This is a genomic window from Arthrobacter sp. R4 (genome assembly GCF_051365025.1).
Classification (GTDB): Bacteria; Actinomycetota; Actinomycetes; order Actinomycetales; family Micrococcaceae; genus Arthrobacter.
Genome location: NZ_JBLWIJ010000027.1, coordinates 1 through 19,706, shown reverse-complemented (window position 1 = coordinate 19,706; position 19,706 = coordinate 1). Strand labels below are relative to the sequence as shown.

18 protein-coding genes and 1 pseudogene are annotated in these 19,706 nt (G+C 65.3%); 14 read left to right on the top strand and 5 right to left on the bottom strand.

What is annotated here, in order from left to right:
* Positions 1–106: 106 nt before the first annotated feature.
* On the bottom strand, positions 107–925 hold the full coding sequence (locus ACLKOZ_RS16805; RefSeq protein WP_436476695.1) for a hypothetical protein: 819 nt from the start codon (positions 923–925) through the stop codon (positions 107–109).
* Between the two features lie 258 nt (positions 926–1,183).
* Between ACLKOZ_RS16805 and ACLKOZ_RS16800 the strand changes: the two genes are divergently transcribed.
* The 7 genes and pseudogenes from ACLKOZ_RS16800 (at position 1,184) to ACLKOZ_RS16770 (ending at position 8,530) form a co-directional block, all read left to right on the top strand.
* Positions 1,184–1,663, top strand: a complete 480-nt coding sequence (locus ACLKOZ_RS16800) for a MarR family winged helix-turn-helix transcriptional regulator (protein ID WP_436476699.1) — start codon at positions 1,184–1,186, stop codon at positions 1,661–1,663.
* A gap of 9 nt (positions 1,664–1,672) precedes the next feature.
* A pseudogene (locus ACLKOZ_RS16795) lies at positions 1,673–2,706 on the top strand (manganese catalase family protein).
* A gap of 250 nt (positions 2,707–2,956) precedes the next feature.
* Entirely contained in the window at positions 2,957–4,432 is a 1,476-nt protein-coding gene (locus ACLKOZ_RS16790; protein WP_436476693.1) for a GntP family permease, read from the top strand.
* Positions 4,433–4,481: 49 nt separating this feature from the next.
* Positions 4,482–5,732 (top strand): CaiB/BaiF CoA transferase family protein, encoded by a 1,251-nt coding sequence (locus ACLKOZ_RS16785; RefSeq protein ID WP_436476691.1) that lies wholly within the window; start codon positions 4,482–4,484, stop codon positions 5,730–5,732.
* The gene (locus ACLKOZ_RS16780) at positions 5,729–6,715 is read left to right on the top strand and encodes a hydroxymethylglutaryl-CoA lyase (protein ID WP_436476689.1); all 987 of its coding nucleotides are present in this window, start codon (positions 5,729–5,731) and stop codon (positions 6,713–6,715) included. The genes ACLKOZ_RS16785 and ACLKOZ_RS16780 overlap by 4 nt, the downstream gene beginning before the upstream one ends.
* Before the next feature lie 2 nt (positions 6,716–6,717).
* A complete protein-coding gene (locus tag ACLKOZ_RS16775; protein ID WP_436476687.1) occupies positions 6,718–7,707 on the top strand; it encodes a 2-hydroxyacid dehydrogenase in 990 nt (329 codons plus the stop codon).
* Positions 7,708–7,714: 7 nt separating this feature from the next.
* Complete coding sequence (locus ACLKOZ_RS16770) at positions 7,715–8,530, top strand: glycerate kinase (protein WP_436476697.1); 816 nt, start codon at positions 7,715–7,717, stop codon at positions 8,528–8,530.
* Between the two features lie 24 nt (positions 8,531–8,554).
* Here the strand turns inward: ACLKOZ_RS16770 and ACLKOZ_RS16765 are convergent, their stop codons facing one another.
* Positions 8,555–9,346, bottom strand: a complete 792-nt coding sequence (locus ACLKOZ_RS16765) for an IclR family transcriptional regulator (protein ID WP_436476685.1) — start codon at positions 9,344–9,346, stop codon at positions 8,555–8,557.
* Positions 9,347–9,463: 117 nt separating this feature from the next.
* Between ACLKOZ_RS16765 and ACLKOZ_RS16760 the strand changes: the two genes are divergently transcribed.
* Positions 9,464–9,835 (top strand): VOC family protein, encoded by a 372-nt coding sequence (locus tag ACLKOZ_RS16760; protein WP_436476683.1) that lies wholly within the window; start codon positions 9,464–9,466, stop codon positions 9,833–9,835.
* 48 nt (positions 9,836–9,883) lie between these two features.
* Here ACLKOZ_RS16760 and ACLKOZ_RS16755 read toward each other — a convergent pair whose 3' ends face one another.
* The gene (locus tag ACLKOZ_RS16755; protein ID WP_436476681.1) at positions 9,884–12,040 is read right to left on the bottom strand and encodes an amylo-alpha-1,6-glucosidase; all 2,157 of its coding nucleotides are present in this window, start codon (positions 12,038–12,040) and stop codon (positions 9,884–9,886) included.
* A gap of 241 nt (positions 12,041–12,281) precedes the next feature.
* Between ACLKOZ_RS16755 and ACLKOZ_RS16750 the strand changes: the two genes are divergently transcribed.
* Complete coding sequence (locus ACLKOZ_RS16750; RefSeq protein ID WP_436476679.1) at positions 12,282–13,190, top strand: DUF817 domain-containing protein; 909 nt, start codon at positions 12,282–12,284, stop codon at positions 13,188–13,190.
* Here ACLKOZ_RS16750 and ACLKOZ_RS16745 read toward each other — a convergent pair.
* Positions 13,106–14,149 (bottom strand): DMT family transporter, encoded by a 1,044-nt coding sequence (locus tag ACLKOZ_RS16745; RefSeq protein WP_436476677.1) that lies wholly within the window; start codon positions 14,147–14,149, stop codon positions 13,106–13,108. The genes ACLKOZ_RS16750 and ACLKOZ_RS16745 overlap by 85 nt on opposite strands.
* The gene (locus tag ACLKOZ_RS16740) at positions 14,146–14,754 is read right to left on the bottom strand and encodes a TetR/AcrR family transcriptional regulator (protein ID WP_436476676.1); all 609 of its coding nucleotides are present in this window, start codon (positions 14,752–14,754) and stop codon (positions 14,146–14,148) included. The genes ACLKOZ_RS16745 and ACLKOZ_RS16740 overlap by 4 nt, the downstream gene beginning before the upstream one ends.
* Before the next feature lie 204 nt (positions 14,755–14,958).
* On the opposite strand from ACLKOZ_RS16740, the gene ACLKOZ_RS16735 reads away from it, so the two are divergent.
* The 5 genes from ACLKOZ_RS16735 to ACLKOZ_RS16715 all read left to right on the top strand — a co-directional run.
* Entirely contained in the window at positions 14,959–16,128 is a 1,170-nt protein-coding gene (locus ACLKOZ_RS16735) for a sensor histidine kinase (protein WP_436476674.1), read from the top strand.
* 141 nt (positions 16,129–16,269) lie between these two features.
* Complete coding sequence (locus ACLKOZ_RS16730) at positions 16,270–16,992, top strand: GntR family transcriptional regulator (RefSeq protein WP_436476672.1); 723 nt, start codon at positions 16,270–16,272, stop codon at positions 16,990–16,992.
* A 323-nt stretch (positions 16,993–17,315) separates the two neighbouring features.
* A complete protein-coding gene (locus tag ACLKOZ_RS16725) occupies positions 17,316–18,671 on the top strand; it encodes an MFS transporter (protein ID WP_337352760.1) in 1,356 nt (451 codons plus the stop codon).
* Positions 18,668–19,471 (top strand): putative hydro-lyase, encoded by an 804-nt coding sequence (locus ACLKOZ_RS16720; protein WP_337349212.1) that lies wholly within the window; start codon positions 18,668–18,670, stop codon positions 19,469–19,471. The genes ACLKOZ_RS16725 and ACLKOZ_RS16720 overlap by 4 nt, the downstream gene beginning before the upstream one ends.
* Positions 19,468–19,706: hypothetical protein (locus ACLKOZ_RS16715; protein ID WP_436476670.1), on the top strand; the 239-nt coding region annotated here is incomplete at its 3' end. The genes ACLKOZ_RS16720 and ACLKOZ_RS16715, both read left to right, overlap by 4 nt.

Genomic DNA, 19,706 nt, shown 5'->3' with positions numbered 1-19,706 from the left:
ATCAGCGTGGACAAATCCCGGGTCACCTCACCAAGCAGGTCACCCAGGGACGTGTTATCCGCCTTCGCATGCGCCGCTGACGCAGGAGTCTCCGGCATCTGGCTGCTCACAGGTGACGACCTTCCGTATCCCGTGCCGTGCTGCTGCGGAACGGATCATCTTCTTCGCGCAGTGGGGTGTCCGCAGCGGTGCCGGTTGGCAGCGACTGGGTGGACATCGGGCTGCCCGAGACGGAGGGCTCTTCAAATAAGCCGCGGTCATCGCCTGCCGCAAACACGGTCTCCTGGCGGATGCCAGTCTGCGGGGCGGTCCTGGGAGCGGTCATCGGCGCGGACCTCGGGGCAGTTGCGGACGCCTGGCCGGATGCTTCCGGTGCCCCGGCGGCCAAACTGCGGGTGAGCCGTCCGGCAAGGACGCCCGCGCCAGCAGCCAGCAGAAGGAACGTGCCTGGACGCTGCCGGGCGAAACTCTTTACCTCTGTGAGCAGCGAACCGGGATCCCGGCTGTCGAGCCAGGATGCCACGGACTGCGAACGGTCGGCGGCCTCCCTGATGAGGTCCGACGCTACGCCGGGCTGGTTGGAGGCGTCCGCCATGGTGCGCAGCTCCGAGGAGACGGAGCGGATTCCCTCTGCAACCTTCTGCTGCTGGGTTCCTGCCTGGCTGGTGAGGTCCGACTTGGCCTGGTGCAGGAGGTCCCGGGCATTGGTCCGTACCTCGGCGGCCACGTTGGAGGCCTCTGCCTTTGCCGTCTGTGCCACATCCTTGGCCGCACCCGTGGCCTGACTGGCTACCTGTGAAGCCTCGCCCTTGACGGCCTCGGTCTTGGAGGCCGATCCGCCGCCTGGTCCAGCCACGGGCGCTGGGTTGCCGTACTGGTCCAGGGTCGCTGGTGACGCAGTTTGGGGCCATTGGTTTTCAGTCATGGTCGCTCTCTTTCGTGAAGGGTTTCGCTGGCAAGAGCCGCCAGCACTGCTGGCTTCGCAATAGTAAGCATGATTACTAACTAGATACTAAGCACACTTGCTATTGAATATGCAAGGCCCGGCACTAAGGGGAGCGTTCGCGGTTGAGCGTTAGAAGCCGCTCCTCAAGATAAAAGCCAGGCATCCTTGCCAAACAGATACTAAGCATGCTTATGGTAGGCCCCACACCGGATAGTCCCAAGGAAGGGGCAGCTTGCGATGATCGCCGACTCAGACCGCAAACTCCGGAACGGCTGCCGCCTTCTGTCTTTGTCGGCGAGGTTGGCGCAGCGCCGCCAGGATGACGTTCTCGTCGCGCTGGGCCTGACCCGCGCCGCGGTCATCACACTGGAAGGCCTTGCCGCCGGCGCCCGGAACCGGGAACAGCTGGCCACCGCCGTCCACGCCAAAAGCCGGACCATCGGCAGGATTCTGGCCAGGTTGCAAATCGCGGGGCTGGTGAGCAGGAGCCAGCCTTCGCGGGACCCGCGTCACCTTGTCATCGGGCTCACCGGCGCCGGCCGTGTGGCGCTTGAGGCGGCCACGGCCAACCGCGGCCGCGGGAGCCCCGCAGCCGGCGCGCCCGACCTTGCCGCCCCGCCGTCGTACGCTCAGCCGGGCTCCATCGAAAACCGCAGCCGGGCCCGACTCCCTCCATTGAAACCAGCAGTCCACCCGAGGTACCAGATCAAAAAGTGAGGAAATTCCATGTACTTGCATACCCAGCAACTGATCAACGAAATCGCCGCCGACGAGCCGGACCCCGCAGCGGCGAACGCTTTGCAGGAAGGGCTGGGCGGGCAGTTCGGCGAGATGCGCACCATGATGCAGTACCTGTTCCAAAGCATGAACTTCCGGGGCGACCCCGCGTCCAAGCCTTACAAAGACCTGCTCCAGGGGGTGGGGACCGAGGAAATCAGCCACGTTGAGCTCATCGGCACCACCATCTCCCAGCTCCTGGACGGCTCCCCGCGGTACCAGGGCAAGAAGACCGATCCCGTGGACCAGCCCGGCGCTAAAGGTGCCACGCCGCTTAAAATCGCCCTGGACACCAGTAATATCCACCACTACCTGGTAGGCGCCCAGGTGCGTTGCCCGTGGACGCGGCCGGCAACCCCTGGAGCGGATCCTATGTCTATAACAGCGGAAACCTGGTCCTGGACCTGCTGTACAACCTGATGCTGGAATCCACCGGCCGGCTCCAGAAATGCCGCATCTACGAGATGACAGAGAACAAAACGGCGCGGTCCACCATCGCCTACCTGATCGTCCGGGACCAGGCGCACGAGAACGCTTTCGCCAAGGCGCTGGAAAGCCTCGGCGTGAACTGGGGCAAGGTGCTGCCCATCCCCAAGACCAACGCGGAGCAATTCCCCGAGGTCAAAAAGCTGCTGGACGCGGGGCTGCAGAGCATCCAGTACACGTTCAGCGCGGACAACCTCAGCGAAGCCGGCAAGCTCTACCGCGGGGCATCGCCCTCCAACGATGGCACCGAGCTCAGCACCGACGTGATGCCCGAGGGCTTCCCCATGACCATCTCGCCGGAGCGCCGCGAGGAATTCGCGCCGGGCCTCGACCCCGACCTGCTCGCTCTCATCCAGGCCACCGCTGAAGTGGAACTCCAGGACGCGGACAACCCCAAGGACACCACCTCCAGCGGCGCTGCCCGGAGCTCAAGCAGCTCTGCAACTGCAAAGACCGCAACAACTGCAAAGACTGCGGGAACCACCAAAAAGCCGTAGCCGGCGGCTGGGGACCGCCTAAAACTGAAACGGACGACGCCGGGAATCCCCCGGCGTCGTCCGTTTTGTCCTGCCCGAAGCAGGTCCGCTGGCCCCGCCTGGGGTGCCTCTCATCTGGACATAAAAGGCGGAGGGTCTTGCATTGTGAGTTCCATCCCATAATATGGGTTTAGAGACGTGGCCTCCCTCACGGTGTACGTCTGTTCCCAAGCCTTCAATGTGGAAGGCCCAACGATCGGATTCCCCAAACATGCAAGACATAGCTGTCCTGATCAACACGGCTGTTGCGGTCCTCGCCGCCGTGGTCCTGATTGTCCGTTTCAGAGTTAATCCCGTCATCGCCCTGGTCATCGGTTCGGTGTACTTGGGCCTCGCCGCCGGCTTCGGCGTCGAAAAAACAGTCAAAACCATCACCTCCGGTTTCGGCGAGATCATGGTGGACGTGGGCCTGCTCATCGCCTTCGGCGTCTTGATGGGCTCCATCCTCAACCAGAGCGGCGCCATCCGCCGCCTCGTGGAGCACCTGCTGGACACCTTCGGCCCCAAGCGCCTGCCCTACACCATGGGCCTGGCCATCGGAACGGTCCTGCAGTCCATCTTCCTGGACGTGCTGCTCGTGATTTCCGCCCCCTTGGCCCGCAAGCTGGCTCCGAAAATCGGCAAGCTCGGGACCGCCCGGATGGCAACCGCCATGGCCATCGCCCTTGAATGCGGCATCGTCTTCACGGTCCCCGGCGTCGCGTCCCTCGCCCTCGCCGGCCTGCTGAACGTGCCGCTCGGCAAGATGCTGCTGTTCGGGCTCCTCCTGGTCATCCCCACCATCGTCATCTCCATCGCCATCATGACGTTCCTGTTCCGCCGCGGCTTCTGGAACGAGGCCAGGGACGAGGACCACACCTTCGTGGAGGAAGAGGACCGCGAGGGGGAGGAAGAGTACGACGGCGGGACGCGCCAGCCTGCAGCCGGCCAGTCAGCAGCCGGCCAGCCAGCGGCCGGCGTTTCCGGCGGCAGCGGGCAGGGCACGGCGTCAGGCGCCCAGCCCGGCGGTGGAACAGTGACCGTGGCTGAACGCGAACGGAAGCAGGCACCCTTGATCCTGTTGTTCGCCCCGCTCCTGACCTCGCTGCTCCTCATCGGCGCCGGCGCGATCATGGAGATCCTGGACATCGAAATGCCCTGGCTGCAGCTTCTCGGCGAGCCCGTCATCGCCCTGCTCATCGGACTGATCGGCACCTGCCTCGTCACCCGCGCCGCCATCGGCCAGGAAAAAGTCGAACAGGCCATCACCGTGGGCTTCAAGGAAAGCGGCCAGATCCTGATCCTCACCGGTGTGGGCGGGTCCCTCGCGGCAACCGTCGCCGCGGCCGGCCTCGGCGACATCCTGGGCGGATTCTTCTCGGCGAGCACCGTTGCCCCGCTGCTGGTGGTCTGGGCTATCGCGGCTGTGCTGCACATCGCCGTCGGCTCCGTCACGCTGTCAGCCATCACCGCGGCCGGACTGCTGGCACCGATTGCGCCGGCCATCGGGCTGGACCCGGTTCTCCTGGCTCTTGCCGCCGGCGCCGGATCGCTCTTCATGGTTCATGTCACCAGCAACACCTTCTGGCTCCTGCAGTCCCTTTTGGGGCAGAGTGTGAGGGGCGCCCTGAAGTCGGTGACGGTGGGGGTCTCGGTGGCCTCCGTCGTCGCGATCCTGCTGATCCTGCCCATGAGCCTGCTGTTCTGACCGGATCAGCTCCGTCCGTCCAGGCACACGCCAACGAAAGAAGAATGACATGACACAGACACGCATCGCGCCCCTGGAGGGAGTCCGCGTCCTGGAGCTCGGAAACTACATCGCGGCGCCCACCGCTGGCAGGCTGCTCGCCGATTTCGGCGCCGAAGTGATCAAGGTTGAACGGCCGGGAACCGGTGATGAGCTGCGTAACTGGCGCCTGCATAAAGGCGATACCTCCATGCTCTACCGGACCATCAACCGCAACAAGAAGTCAGTGGTCCTGGACCTTCGGACCGAGGCCGGCAAGAAGGCCGTGCTGGCACTGGCCGCCAAGTCGGACATCCTGCTGGAAAATTTCCGGCCGGGCACGCTGGAGCGGTGGGGCCTCGGCCCGGAGGTGCTCAACGAAGCCAACCCGGACCTCATCATCACCCGGATCTCAGCCTTCGGTCAGACGGGGCCGCTGTCGGAGCGGCCCGGCTTCGCCGCCGTCGCCGAAGCCTACGGCGGGTTCCGGAACCTCGTGGGTGACCCGGACCGCCCGCCGGTCAGGGTGGGGGTTTCCATCGGGGACTCAATCGCAGGCCTCTACGCAGCCTTCGGCGCCATGATGAGCCTCTACCAACGGGAAGCACGACGGCGGGACGTGGCTGGCGCGGTGCCGCTCACCGAGCGGATCATCGACGTTGCGCTGAACGAGGCCATGTTCTCCATGATGGAATCCCTTATTCCGGACTACCAGGCCTACGGCGTGGACCGGCAGCGGGTTGGCGGCCGGATGGAAGGGATCGCCCCGTCCAACGCGTACATCTGCAAGGACGGCGCCAGCATCGTGGTGGCCGGCAACGGGGACTCGATCTACCAGCGCTACATGCAGACCATCGGCCGCCCGGACCTGGCCGAGGATCCGACCCTGCAGACCAACGCCGGCCGCTGGGCGAAGCGCGAAGAGCTGGACCAGGCCATCGGCGCCTGGACGGCGGAACTGGACGCCGCCGACGCCCTGGCAGCACTGGATGACGCCGGTGTTCCGGCCGGTCCCATCTACACCGCGGCGGACATCAGCACTGATACCCAGTACGCGGCCCGGAACATGATCCAGAAATTCGATGTTTCCACAGGGGAGGAGCTCCTGCCCGGCGTGGGCTTCCCCGGTATCGTCCCGGTGATTGGAGACCAGTCGCTGCCCATCCGGAACCTCGGACCGGACCTGGGCGAAAACACCGATGAAATCCTCCGCGGGCTCCTCCATATGGACTCCGCCGAGATCACGGCGGCCTCCGGCCGCGAGGAGGCCCTCCAGCCATGAACCCCAACGAAACCAGCCTCGCAACAACGCTCGGGAACACCATCCTCCGGGACGTGACCCTCCGGGACGGGCTGCAGCTCACCGGGAAAATGCTCTCCACCGAGCGGAAAGTCGAAACCGTCCGGGAGCTGATCCGGCTGGGCGTTCCGGCCATCGAGCTCGGCTCGATGGCACGCGCTGACCTTGTGCCCACCATGGCCAACACCCTGGAGGTGGTCCAGGCCCTCAGCCCGGAGGAACTGGAAAAATGCTGGATCTGGGTGGCCACCCCCGGCCATGTAGCCAAGGCCTCGGCCGCCGGCGCGAGGAACTTCCAGTACTGCCTGTCGGCATCGGATTCCCACAACAAGGCGAATATCGGCCGGACCACGGATGAAAGCCTGGCCGCCCTGCCCGAGGCGGTGGAATACGCCCGGGCAGTCAACGGCCAGATCCAGCTGTGCATCGCGACATCCTTCACGTGCCCGTTCGAAGGCTATGTGCCCGAGGAGCGCATCCTGTCCATCGCCAACGACCCCCGGGCCGAGGGCACCACGGACATCGTCATCTGCGACACCCTGGGGCAGGCCATCCCGGCCCAGGTTGCCGGGCTGATCGCCCGGGTCCGGGACGAGTCCCCGGCGCGGAGGATCGTCTACCACGGCCACGACACGTGGGGCCTGGGAGTAGCCAACACCCTCGCCGCCATCCAGGCCGGCGCAGCCATGGTGGACGGCGCCCTCGGCGGCCTCGGCGGCTGCCCCTTCGCCCCGGGCGCCAGCGGCAACACCTCCAGCGAAGACATCCTGTTCGCCACCCGCCCCGAGTGGCTGACCACGGACGCCTTCGCGGACCTCGTGGTCCTGTCCGAGGAACTGCTGGCCGAACTGGGGGAAGCCAACCGCTCCAAAGCTGCCCAAGGCGCCCGGTCCAAGGCCAAAGCCTTCGACTGGGTCCTTCCCTTTGAGGACGCGCTCCAGTCCGGCACAACGGGAGGCAACTGACGATGGGCAGCCATTTCCTCGTCACCACCGCCATCCCGGAACCGGGGCTTCAACTGCTGTCCGACGCCGGCCAGGTCACCGTGCTGCCCGAGCCGCCTGACTACCGCACGCTGGCGGCGCTGTGCGCTTCGGGGGACTACGACGTGGTCCTCACCCAGCTGCGCGACGTCATCGACGAGCCGCTCCTGGCCGACGCCAGGGTGAAGGGCGTCTCCAACTACGCTGTGGGATACAACAACATCGACGTCGCCGCGGCAACGCGACACGGCATCGTTGTTGGCAACACTCCCGGGGTTTTGACGGACGCGACGGCGGACATCGCCATGCTGCTCATCCTCGGCACCGCCCGCCGCGTAGTGGAAGCAGACCAGCTGGTCCGCGACGGCAAGTTCCAGGGCTGGGAACCGGAGTTCATGCTGGGCCGGGACGTCTCCGGGGCCGTGCTGGGCCTGGCCGGGTTCGGCCGGATCGCCCGCGCCACCGCCCGGCGTGCGCTGGGTTTCGGCATGGAGGTGGTTTTCGCGCCGCGTCCCCCGGGGGACCGTCCCGTCAGCGAAGAGGAACTCGGCGAGTTCGCCGGCAAGGTCCGGCAAGTGCCATGGCCCGAGCTGGTGGAACGCAGCGATTTCCTGTCCCTCCACGTCCCGCTGAACGACCAGACGCGGCACCTCGTGGACGCCGGCGTGCTGGCCCGGATGAAGCCGGACGCCATCCTGATCAACACCGCCCGCGGTCCCGTGGTGGACGAGGCCGCCCTCGTAGATGCCCTGCGCACCGGCGAGATTGCCGCTGCCGGCCTGGACGTCTTCGAGGACGAACCGCGACTTGCGCCCGGACTCGCAGAGCTGCCCAACACGGTGCTGCTGCCGCATGTCGGCAGCGCCACCGTGCGGGTCCGCAGCGAGATGGCCCGGTTAAGCGCGCTCAACGCCATCGCCATCGCCGAAGGACGCACGCCTCCGCACGCGGTCAACCAGATCCCTTCGGCATGACCGTCCTATTGCCCGGGACAGCTTCAAGGGGACGTACTCGGCGGCCGAGGTGGCGGCGGCCATCGCCGCAGGCGTCAACGACGGCGGGCGCCCGGCGACGCAACTGCCCGTAGCCGACGGCGGGGAAGGAACCTTCGACGCGCTCTGCCGCAGCCTGCGCGCATCACCCGTGACTGTCGACGTCGTCAATTCCTGGGGTGAGCCGCTGCAGGCGAGCATCGGGCTGGCAGCCGACGGGACCGCCGTCGTCGAGGTGGCGCAGGCGAGCGGGCTCTCTGCCGCGCGGCTCAGCCCCGCCGATGCGATGGCCGCGAGCACGTACGGGATGGGCCTCATGGTGACCACCAGCTTCCTGGATGCCCCGCGTGTATTCGGGCCGCAGAAGGGTGCCGATCCTGCCACCGTAAAACTGCTGGAAGAACGCCTGGCGCACCTGTCCGCCTCTTATCCGCGCAACCCGTCGGGCGTGCCCCGCATTGGTGCGGCGGGTGGCCTGTCCGGCGGGTTGTGGGCGCACTTTGGGGCTGACCTGGTGTCCGGGGCGGACGCCGTTCTCGATGCAGCCGGGTTTGACGCCCTGCTGGAGTCTGCCGACGCCGTCGTGGTGGGCGAGGGGCGCCTGGACTCGCAAACCGGCGAAGGGAAGATCATCTCCGCCATCCTCGAACGGGTACGGAACTCCGGACGGCAGATTCCCGTCATTGCCGTAGTGGGTTCCGTAGCGGAGGACCTGGGGGACTATGCGGAGAACTTCGCGGACGTCCTCATCGCCACCGACGCTGTTGCGATGCGGGCTGCCGGAAAGACCATCGCCGCGCTGTAGCTTTCCTCGGTTTCCCGGTGGGTCCTAGGACTCGCCGGGAAACCGGCCACCGATCAGCCTGGTCATGTGTTCCGCCGTGGTGAGCAGGGGCTCCACCCAGGCTTCGCAGGTCTCCAGCGGCATCCGGAGGGTAGGTCCGCTGATGGTCACCGCACCCACCAGGCCGGCTGCCGAGTCGAACACAGGGGCGGACAGGCCGGACGCCCCGTCTTCGCGCTCGCCGACCGTGATGGCAAACCCGTCCCGCCGGGTCTGTTTGACGGCCACAGCCAGGTCCTCGGAGGTAGTGATGGTGGATTCCGTGATCGGAGTCAGGGGATCGCGCAGGACGGCGTCCATCAGCTCCGGATCCCACGCCAGCAGGACCCGGCCGGCGGAACCTGCATACAGCGGGGCAACCTTGCCGAGGTGCATCTCCCGGCGAAGGGCATGGCGCGTTTCGGCCAGGGCCACGCACACGCGGTAATGCTGCTCGGACTTGAAGAAACACGCGGTCTCACCGGTGGTGTCGCGCAGCTTCTTAAGCAACGGACCCAGGATGTCCACCACTTCCATGCCGCGGGTTGCCGGGGCCGCCCAGTAGGCCATCCGCATGCCGATGCGGTAGGCATCCTCCTCGCGGTCCAGGAATCCCTGCGAGGTCAGGTTGGTGACCAGCCGCTGCACCGTGGACGTGGGCATGCCGGTGTGCTCGCGGATATCGCTCAGCGACAGGACCGGTTTGGAGAGGGAGAAGGCATCCAGGATGGAGGTGATTTTTCCCAGGACAAGCAACGGGTTGCCGCCGGACTTCGCTGATGGATCGGACGCTGACATGGAACTCACGCTAGACGCTGCCCGCATCGGAATCCAGTTGGAGGTGTACCTCGTCGAGCGACAGATCGGCGGGCGTACCATCGGAATACCCGTCCCCTTTGGAGAGTGGAGTAACCCATGCAGCTTGGTGCCTTTTCGATCAGCCTCACGGTCAAGGACATTGCAGCCTCTGCCGCGTTCTACGAGAAACTGGGCTTCACGAGTTTCGGCGGCGACATCACCCAGAATTGGCTGATCCTGAAGAACGGCGAAACAGTGATCGGGCTCTTCCAAGGGATGTTCGAGAAGAACATGCTCACGTTCAATCCGGGCTGGAACCAGAACGCCGAGGCGGTGGACTCCTTCACCGATGTGCGCGAACTCCAGCGGGAGCTGAAAGGCAAAGACGTGGAGTTCGTTGCCGAGGCCGACGAATCAACCACTGGGCCGGCGAGCTTCATGGTGGTTGACCCGGACGGCAACCCGGTGCTCGTCGACCAGCACGTCTGACCTGCGGGACAGGCATCCTGGCCGGCCGTAACCACAGTGGTGAAGCACTTAGCCCGCGCCGCCCAGCCCGGCTTCCTCCATCAGTTCGGTTAGCCAGGGCCGGTGTTCACGGTGGAAGGTAATTTCGTCGGGCAGACCCTGCACGGAAGGTTCGGACCCGGCGATATCGATGGTAATCCGGCTTCCCGCCATGGGCGCGTTTGTAAGGTGCAGGCTGCCGTATGACTCCGGTAGTGCCGGGTCCATCCAGAATCCGCCCCGGGAAACGTGGGCGTCGTACCGCATCAGGCTGGTAATCAACATGATCGGTGTGGTCGCTGCCCACGCCTGGGGGGAGCACGCCGTCGGATACGGCACGGGCTCGGGTACTTGCTCGCGGCTGAAGCCACAGAACAACTCCGGGAGTCGGCCATCACTGTAATCGGCCGCCTCGAAAAGTGCCGTGGCGATCCGCTGTGCCTCATTCACGAAGCCGTAACGCATCAGGCCGGCCGCGATGATGGCGTTATCGTGCGGCCAGACCGAGCCGTTGTGGTAACTGGCCGGGTTGTAGGCGCCCATGTCGCTTGCAAGGGTTCGTATGCCCCAGCCGCTGAACATCTCGGGGGACATCAGGCGTTCTGCAACCTGCTGAATTTTGTCCTCATCGACGATGCCTTGCCACAGGCATTGCCCCATGTTGGACGCGCACGCGTCCACCTGCCGTTTCTTTCCATCCAGGGCGATGGCGTAGTAGCCACGGTCAGGCATCCAGAACGCTTCGTTGAACCGTTTCTTCAATTGAGCCGCTTCGGTGGCCAGTTCGGCGGCCAAAGGTGCGTCGCCGGCGTCATACGCTATCCACGCACGGGAAAGGAAGGCGGAGTAGACCAAAGCCTGGACTTCGCAGAGCGCGATCGGGGGTTCCGCCACATGGCCGTCCGCGAAGTTGACGCCGTCCCAGGAGTCTTTCCAGCCCTGGTTGATGAGGCCCTGATCGTTGAGGCGCTGGTACTCGACGAACCCGTCGCCGTCTTTGTCCCCATAGTTCCGAATCCAATCCAGAGCGCGGTCGGCGTGGGGCAGCAGTGCAGTGATGGTGTCCTTGGCAAAACCCCAGCGGCTGACCGACCCGAGAGCCATGACGAACTGCGGAGTCGCATCGACACTGCCGTAGTAAACGGATTTTCCGCCAAGGGACAGGCCGCTGGAGACGCCGAGCCTGACCTCGTGCAGGATCTTTCCCGGTTCCTCCTCGCTCATGGGATCCACTACGCGGCCTTGGCGGTCCGCCAGGGTCTGCAGGGTGCCCAGTGCCAGGGACGGGTCCACTGGTAACGCCATTTCGGAGGCCCAGAGCGAGTCCCGGCCAAAGAGCGTCATGAACCACGGCGCGCCGGCGGCCACGACGATCCGTTCCGGGTGGGCGGGATCTTCAATGCGGAGCGCGCCCAGGTCGTCATAGCTGCGACGGAGGGTCCGTTCGATGGAGCGGTTGCTGATATGCAGCCTGGGAATCTTCGCCACCCATTCCTGGCGGCGACGATCGCTGGGGGAGGTTTCGCCCCGGGCCGGACGAACCAACGAAGCCGCCGGAGCCGCCCCGTCGACGGTGGGCACCACAGCCAGGGTGGTGCTCCAGTATCCCCGCGGCGGAACAACCACCCGGTAGGTAAGGGCCTCAGGGGTGACCTCGGCGCCACTGGCGTTGACGATGACACCCTTCCGGACGTCCTGCCAGGTGGCACTGATGGTCAGTGAGTCGCCGTCGGCATGGCGGGCTTCATCCCAGCGCCGCTGGATGCGCGCCTCCTTTACCTCGAAGAGATCCGCGAAGTCCGATTCAACGGTGAGGGCGACCAGGCATTGGGCTTCATCGGAGGAGTAGTTCCGGATGGTGACCTCCTCCAGGATCCCGGCACCGACTTCGCGCAGGCGCTCCACGATCAGGGGGCTGTCCGCGTACCCATCGGAGCGGGGGACCCGGCCAATGAACAAGGCCCGGTAGGGTTCCTGCGTCGATGCTGTCAGCGGCTCGAGGGGCTGCCCGTTGATGGCCAGGTTCCAGCGCGAGAGGATGCGGGTGTCCTCATGGAAAACCCCGTGCGGATGTTCCGGATGGATGTCCCCATTTGCCAGGGAGATGCAGAAGGATGAACCTTCCACCAACGTAACGGTGCCGGACCCCAACGGCCCGGCGGCCGTGTCTGCATTCCAGCCAGCCATTCCCGCCTCCTTGCAGCGGCTCAAGACCGGCGGCGTCAGGCCATTCTGGGTCCAATCGGCTACCGCAGTCTTGCTCCCTTGGATAGACGCTACGCCTGTACTCACCGCGATGATAGGCGGGGAGCAACCTGGGCGGATCCGGCTGGTGCCCGGCTTAGGGGACGGCGGCGGGCAGGTAGCTTTGAGTCTCTATACATTCGAAGCAGGCCAGCACCCTAAAGCGTCAGGAACCGAAGACCCTATGCGCAGTTTCACGACCCTCGAGCAACGGATCGACGCCGGGGCACATCGTTTCCTCGACAACGCTGCGACTGGAGGATTCCGCTCCAGGCTCACCGAGTTTGTGGTGTTTGGCCTCAAACAGGCATGGGCCTGCATTTTCGGTGCAGCCCTGCTCGCCGTGTTGATGGCGGCCCGGCTGTGGTATCCCGAGGATGCAGCCTTGGCCAGGAACGATTTCCTGACCATTGCCGCCGTGCTTATCCAGGTCCTGATGGTGGTTGCGCGGCTGGAAACACTCCGCGAGCTGCGGGTGATTGTGCTCTTCCACCTGGTGGGAACGGTGATGGAGCTGTTCAAGACCGACGTCGGCTCCTGGTCCTACGAGGCCGAAGGCTTCCTGCGCATTGGCGCCGTTCCGCTGTTCAGCGGCTTTATGTACGCGGCCGTGGGCTCGTACATGGTGCGCGTGTACCGGCTTTTCGATCTGCGTTTCGCAAGGTATCCGCGCAGGTGGATCACCGCGATCGTGGCGGCAGGCATCTATGTGAATTTCTTTACCCATCACTACATCTGGGACGCGCGCTGGGTGCTGCTTGCCGCCGTCGTAATCATTTTTGGGCGTTGCGTGATGCACTTCCGGGTTTTCCGGCGGAATTTCCGCATGCCCCTTGTCATCGCCTTCCTCCTCGTGGCGCTGTTCATCTGGATTGCGGAGAACATTGCCACCTGGTCCGGCGCCTGGCTCTATCCGAGCCAGCTGAACGGCTGGCAGCTGGTGCCCTTTGAGAAGCTGGTGGCGTGGTTCCTGCTGATGATCATCTCGGTGGTACTGGTGGCGTGGGTCTACAAGCCCGAGCCGCCGGAAAAGCCTGAGGAGCCTGCCGAGGCGCTGCCGGCGGTTGCCGCGGATGTATCGTCGGTCGACTGACGCACTGGGGTGCGGCCAGCAGCCTTGGCCCCCGTCGGTATCCGCGGGGCGGGAAGGGTCAGGATGAACAGGCTGCCTGCGATCATGGCGGCACCGACCCAGGCGAGCGCCGGCAGGCGTTCGCCTACCACGATCACTGCGAGGACAGCTGCCACCACCGTCTCCGCGAGGGACACGGTGGTGGCCGTGCTCGCGCGGACGCGGGCCAGGCCCCAGCCGAACAGGACGTAGCCGGCGAACATGGGGACCAACGCCATGTAGGCGCCCACTGAAAAGTTCTGCCAGGACGCAAGGAACGGAGTTCCGGTCGCCGCCAGCACAGGCATGAGCAGCAGCCCGCCGACGCCGAAGACGGCGCCCATCACCGCGCGTGATGGCGCGCCGGTGTTGATCAGGCGGTGAGCGGCCCAGGAATACAGTGCGTAGGTCAGTCCGGCCAGCAGTCCCAGTGCGATGCCTGCCGGCGTCGACCATTCTGCGCCCGGTGGCTGATCCGCATGACCTGATTCCGCGAAAGATTCCGCAAGGCACAGCAGCGCAGCGCCCGAGACGCCGAGGACCGCCCCGACGGCCCACCGGCGGGTAAGCCGCCTTTTGTCCACCACACGTTCGATGACTGCGGACGCCAGGGGTGCCGAACCGATGGAGACGACGGTCCCGACGGCGACGCCGGCCAGATGCATCGACGAATAGAAGGCGAGCGGGTACATGGCAACGGCCAGCGCGCCGAGGGCCACCGTGCGCCACTGGCGGCGTAGGGAACCTTTGAACGCCCGTATTGGACGGGCGGCAATCGCAGCTTGAAGCAGGCCGCCGAAGCCCATGGCCACCGCCCCGATCGCCAGCGGGCTGACATCCGGGGCGAAGGTGGCTGCAGTGCCGGTGGTGCCCCACAGAACGGACGCGGCGAGCACAAACACTGCACCCCAGGTGGCTCCCTGAAAACCCGGTGCTTTCACAGGTTCCCGATCAGGGTCGCGGCAATCCCACGCGCTTCCCGGACGCGATTGTCGTTGCCTTCGAGGCCGGCGCGGACCATGGAGCCTTCAAGGAGGAATGCCAGATGCTGCGCCATGGCCGCTGCCTGGTCCGCCGCTTTGTCCGGCAGAAGATCGGCCAGGTGCCCGGACAGCAGCCCTTCAACTTCTTCCTTGTGCCGCCGGACCACTTCCCGGCCGGGGTCTCCGGCGGGAAGTTCAGCGGCCGCGTTCAGCAGGCCGCAGCCTCGGAAGCCATGCTCGTAGGCCAGATCCGCGTGGTCCGCGTAGGCATCAAAGACGGCCAGAACGCGGTCTTTCGGGTTCGCCGCCTTCTCCAGCCTTGCCCGGTACAGCCCCAGCCACTCTTCATGGCGGGCGTACAGGTATGCGGTGACCAAGTCAGCCTTGGACGCAAAGTTGTTGTAGAGGCTCTTCTTGGCCACGCCTGCTTCGGCCGTGATGGTGTCAATGCCCGTCCCCGTGAGGCCGTAGGCATAGAAGTGCTTGGCGGCCGCCTCGAGGAGCGCATCACGGGCAGGCCGCCTGGGCGGTGTGGTCTGTGCAGCGGTCTGTTTCCTGATCATTGCTGTCCTGGCTGAGGCAGATAGAGTAGGTAGCCCAGTCTACCTACTCTCTGACCGCGGGCAAGCGACAGGCGGATCGGCGCCAAAGGTTTCGTGCAGTCCCGGTTGCGACCCGAACAATTCCGGTTAGCCTGTTTCTTGGGCGGCACTACAAGCTGACCGATGATGGGGCGGGCATCGTGATAGTTATTGTCGGAGGGTCCAATGGCCATTGATTCGTGGGGCGGACGGGAAACATCCTCCCGCTTGGGCAGGGAGGCCGCAAAGATATCCGGGCTGCCGGACGATTCCCCGGCTGCCATGACAGTGCTGGTGGTGGACGACGACGAAGGCTCCCGTCTTGTGGCGAAGGCCGCCGTCGAAAGGTCCGGGCATGAGTGCATCGTGGCGGCGGACGGCGATTCTGCATGGCGGCTCTACCAGGAGCGCCGCCCCCAGGTGGTGGTCAGCGACCTGATGATGCCGGGGCTCGACGGGTTTGACCTGTGCCGTGCGATCCGGGCAGCCGAAACCGGCTCCTATACATACGTTGTGCTGCTGACCTCACACCGAGCCCAGGAAGACGTGCTGGAAGGGATGAAGGCCGGGGCCGACGACTACGTGAGTAAACCCCTGGACCCCTTTGTCCTGCACACCCGCCTGCTGGCTGCGCGGCGGGTCACCACGCTCCATGGCGCCTTGGCAGATGCCCTTGACGAAGCCAGGGACAGCAATGAAAGGCTGGCGGAATTTACCGGCCGCGTCAGCCATGACCTCCGCAATCCGCTGACCTCCATGCTTGGTTACGTTGAGCTGGGTGCGATGGAAGGTGAGCCGGCTCCCGAGGAGGCCGCTGAATATTTGCACATCGTGGGCAACAGTGCCCGCAGGATGCTGTCCATGGTGGAGGAACTGCTTGCGTTCGCCACGATCGGCGGGTCGGTGTCCAGGGCGCAGCTGTCACTGGCCAGCCTTGTCAAGGACGTCACCGACGACTTGAGCCTGAATCTGAGGGAAGCCGGTGCAGTGGTCGAGTGCGGGGATTTCGTTTTCGAAGCTGACGAAAGCCAGATGCGCGTGGCGTTGCAGAACCTGATCCAAAACGCGGTGGCCTACCGCCGCCCGGATGTGCCTGCTGCCATTCGGATCACCGGCCAGCGGACCAGCTCCGGCGCCGTCGTGCTCGTGGAAGACAATGGCAAGGGGATCCGCGCATCTGATCGCCGCCGGGTGATGGAACCACTGGTTCGCCTGCATCGGGACGGAGATCCTGCCGGAACGGGGCTGGGGCTGGCCACCTGTGCCAGAGTGGCGGCAGCCCACGGCGGGCGCCTGGAAATATCGCAGAGCCCCAGCGGCGGGACGGCCATCAGCATTCACCTCAGCGCACCCTGACGGGGGACGCGCGTGCAGTGCCCGCCGTCGTTTTGCGCTCCGGGACCGGGATGCAATTTCACAGCGTGATTCCGGCTGTCGTGCCCCTGATGGGGACAATCCAACAAAAGGATTGTGGGGCGTTCGTGTAAATTCGGGAGTATGCCCTCCCTGAACCCGAATGCTGAACCTGACTCCTTCCGCGGACTTCCCGGCGGGGCGTCCAGACTGCGGGTGGCGGTGCCGTCGGTGGCAACCCGCGTGGCCGCTGAACTGCGGCTGCAGATCGCTGAGGGCGACCTCCAGCCTGGAGTGAAACTCAAGGAAGAAGCCCTCTCCGAAGAACTTGGCGTCTCCAGGAACACCGTCCGCGAGGCCTTCGCTGAACTGGTCAGCGAGCGCCTCCTGGTCCGCGAACCCAACCGCGGCGTCTTCGTTGCCAGCCTGGGCGCCAAGGACATCCATGACGTCTACACCGTCAGGCGCGCCATCGAGGTGAGCGCCGTCCGCGGTGGCGGCACCCCCGAACGCATCGCCGCCGTGCGGGCGGCCGTGGAAGAAGGAAAAAGGGCAGCAGCCGCCGGGGACAACGAAGGCCTCGGCAGCGCCAACCAGCATTTCCACGGGGCACTCGTGGCCCTGGCGGAGAGTGAACGGCTGAACACCATCATGTCCCAGGTGCTCGCCGAGATGCGCCTCTTCTTCCACAAGGCGTCGGTTGACGGCGGTTTCTACCAGCACTGGCTGGCGGACAATGACCAGATCTGCCAAGCCCTCGAAGCCGGCAAGACGGAACTTGCCGCCGAGCGCCTGACCGACTACCTCAACCGGTCCGAGGAGCACCAGACAGCGGTGCACGCGGCCGGGTCGGTGGCCTCGAAGTAACGCACGCCAGCCACTAAGCACCCCGAAGCAAAAAGGGGAGCCCTTCTCGATTGGGGGCTCCCTTTTCCGTGGCCGGATTCAGGCCCTTTGCAAACCGAGTAGGAACTAGCCCTTGACGGTGTGATCTACGTCGCGTAAATTGTTCAACAAGCGGATTGTTCAACAATCCAACGATTCATCGCAGTTACGACTCCCGCATCACCTCACGGCAGCCGCCTCTTTCGCTCCTTTGCCCGCCTTGCGACGCCGCAAGCCGGGCACGCAGGGGCAAAGCCAGCCCATCCGCGCAGCGGATGACATCCACTCTCTCCATGGAGGAACAAATGGCCACTCCCCAAGCAATGGCCCCCGTTGACCCGAAGCCCCCGGTGGGGCGCAAGGACATGTACAAGGCATTCGCGGCCAGCCTGACTGGAACCGCGCTCGAGTTCTATGACTTCGCTGTCTACTCCGCTGCAGCGGCGATCGTCTTTCCGCTGATCTTCTTCCCGGCCTCGGACCCCGTAACAGGAACCCTGCTGGCCTTCTCCACCTACGCCGTGGGCTACATTTCCCGTCCCGTAGGCGGCATCATCTTCGGCCGGCTCGGCGACGAAATCGGCCGCAAGAAGATCCTGGTCATCACGCTGATGCTCATCGGCGTCGCGACTTTCCTCATCGGCCTGCTGCCCACCTATGACAACATCGGCATCATCGCCCCAGCCATCCTGGTCTTCCTCCGCTTCGCCCAGGGCGTCGGCGTCGGCGGCGAATGGGGCGGTGCGGTCCTGCTTTCCAGTGAATTCGGCGACCCGAACCGCCGCGGATTCTGGGCCTCTGCTGCCCAGATCGGCCCGCCCGCCGGCAACCTCATGGCCAACGGCGCACTCGCTATCCTGACGCTGATGCTGTCCGAGGAAGCCTTCCTGGACTACGGCTGGCGCATTGCGTTCCTGATCTCCGCCCTGCTGGTCGCCTTCGGCCTCTGGATCCGGCTCAAGCTCGAGGACACCCCCATCTTCAAGGCCATGGAAGCCCGCGGTGACAAGCCCAAGGCCCCCATCCGCGAAGTGCTGGCCACGCAGCGCCGTCCCCTTATTGCCGCCATGCTCAGCCGCATCGGCCCCGACGTGCTCTACGCGATGTGCACGGTCTTCACCCTGACCTACGGCATTCAGGAACTCGGCTTCGACCGCGGCCAGGTACTGGTTGCCGTGCTCATCGGCTCGGGACTCCAGATCTTCACCATGCCGCTTGCCGGCGCCATCTCCGACCGCATCAACCGCCGCCTGGTTTACGGCATCGCCGCAGTTGGCGCCGCCGTGTGGGCTTACCTGTTCTTCATCGTCCTCGAAGGTCGGTCCCCGGTCATGCTCATCGTGGGCATCGTGCTCGGCCTGCTCTGCCACTCGTTTATGTACGGACCGCAGGCGGCGTTCGTCGTCGAGCAGTTCTCCCCGCGGCTCCGCTCCACCGGCAGCTCACTGGCCTACACCTTCGCCGGAATCCTCGGCGGTGCCATCGCGCCGTTCATGTTCACCCTCCTGCTGAGCACTTATGACAGCTGGATCCCGGTGGCCATGTACCTCAGCGTGGCCTGCCTCCTGACCCTGGTGGGTCTGGCCCTGGGCCGCGACTCCAACGTTGCCGAGGACGAGGAGTACCTGCAGTCCTCCACTGAACTCGTGGAGTCCAAATGAGCCAGCCACACGCACAACTGTCCCCCGCTGACGCCCGCCTGAAGTTCCGGAACGGCCTGGTCACCCCCACCTCCGGCTGGAGCGACGGCTACACCCAGGCGAACCTGATCGCGGTCACGGCAGACTACGCGGACGAATTCATCGAGTTCTGCCGGCTCAATGCCAAGGCCTGCCCGATCATCGACATCATCCCGGCGGGGCAGTTTGAAAGTTCGCTCGCGGCGGGCTCGGACATCCGCACGGACATCCCCGCTTACCGGGTGTGGGTGGATGGGGAGTTGGCTGAGGAGGTTACCGACGTTGCGTCTGTCTGGCGCGACGACATGGTGGGAGTCCTTATCGGCTGCAGTTTCACCTTCGAAGCGGCGCTGGCAAGTGCGGGGATCCCGCTGCGGCACACCGAAACCGGCCGCAACGTGCCCATGTACCGCACCACGGTCGAGTGCATCCCCTCCGGCAGGATCCACGGCCCTATGGTGGTTTCCATGCGACCGATGCTGCCCGAACTCGTGGACACGGCCATCCGGGTGACGTCCGAGGTCCCCAAGGTCCACGGGAGCCCGGTCCACGTCGGTTCCCCCGAAGATCTGGGCATCAAAGACATCAACCGCCCCGACTTCGGTGACGCCGTGGAGATCAGGGCAGGGGAAGTGCCTGTTTTCTGGGCCTGCGGCGTGACACCGCAAAGTGCGGTCATGGCATCCAGGCCGGCCTTCGCCATCAGCCACGCGCCCGGGCACATGTTCATCACCGATGTTCCCGAAAGCAACTACCGGGAACCGGCGGGAGCGGCATCGTGAAGCGGAGGCTGCCCGTGGCCGAGAAGCGGGCCCGCAGGGTGATCAACCTGTCAGCGCCGCGGCAGCAGGCCACCGGCGCGCACTGCGAACTCACCGGCGTCTGGAAGAGCCCGGCGGGAGCGAGCATCTCGGTCTTCGAAGGTCAGCTCCTTCCCAGCGATTCAGGCCGGCCGTGTGTCTGGACCTACGCCGGTTTCCCGGCAGGCAAAGTCGGGGCAAGAGACGCCCGGTGGGC

Excerpts from the sequence above, each read along its gene's own strand:
- ACLKOZ_RS16790 (WP_436476693.1), top strand. The coding sequence starts at position 2,957 with ATGCAAGACATAGCTGTCCTGATCAACACGGCTGTTGCGGTCCTCGCC.
- ACLKOZ_RS16730 (WP_436476672.1), top strand. The coding sequence starts at position 16,270 with ATGCCCTCCCTGAACCCGAATGCTGAACCTGACTCCTTCCGCGGACTT.
- ACLKOZ_RS16800 (WP_436476699.1), top strand. The coding sequence starts at position 1,184 with ATGATCGCCGACTCAGACCGCAAACTCCGGAACGGCTGCCGCCTTCTG.
- ACLKOZ_RS16755 (WP_436476681.1), bottom strand. The coding sequence starts at position 12,040 with ATGGCTGGCTGGAATGCAGACACGGCCGCCGGGCCGTTGGGGTCCGGC.
- ACLKOZ_RS16805 (WP_436476695.1), bottom strand. The coding sequence starts at position 925 with ATGACTGAAAACCAATGGCCCCAAACTGCGTCACCAGCGACCCTGGAC.
- ACLKOZ_RS16765 (WP_436476685.1), bottom strand. The coding sequence starts at position 9,346 with ATGTCAGCGTCCGATCCATCAGCGAAGTCCGGCGGCAACCCGTTGCTT.
- ACLKOZ_RS16725 (WP_337352760.1), top strand. The coding sequence starts at position 17,316 with ATGGCCACTCCCCAAGCAATGGCCCCCGTTGACCCGAAGCCCCCGGTG.
- ACLKOZ_RS16760 (WP_436476683.1), top strand. The coding sequence starts at position 9,464 with ATGCAGCTTGGTGCCTTTTCGATCAGCCTCACGGTCAAGGACATTGCA.
- ACLKOZ_RS16785 (WP_436476691.1), top strand. The coding sequence starts at position 4,482 with ATGACACAGACACGCATCGCGCCCCTGGAGGGAGTCCGCGTCCTGGAG.
- ACLKOZ_RS16750 (WP_436476679.1), top strand. The coding sequence starts at position 12,282 with ATGCGCAGTTTCACGACCCTCGAGCAACGGATCGACGCCGGGGCACAT.
- ACLKOZ_RS16740 (WP_436476676.1), bottom strand. The coding sequence starts at position 14,754 with ATGATCAGGAAACAGACCGCTGCACAGACCACACCGCCCAGGCGGCCT.
- ACLKOZ_RS16775 (WP_436476687.1), top strand. The coding sequence starts at position 6,718 with ATGGGCAGCCATTTCCTCGTCACCACCGCCATCCCGGAACCGGGGCTT.
- ACLKOZ_RS16780 (WP_436476689.1), top strand. The coding sequence starts at position 5,729 with ATGAACCCCAACGAAACCAGCCTCGCAACAACGCTCGGGAACACCATC.
- ACLKOZ_RS16720 (WP_337349212.1), top strand. The coding sequence starts at position 18,668 with ATGAGCCAGCCACACGCACAACTGTCCCCCGCTGACGCCCGCCTGAAG.
- ACLKOZ_RS16735 (WP_436476674.1), top strand. The coding sequence starts at position 14,959 with ATGGCCATTGATTCGTGGGGCGGACGGGAAACATCCTCCCGCTTGGGC.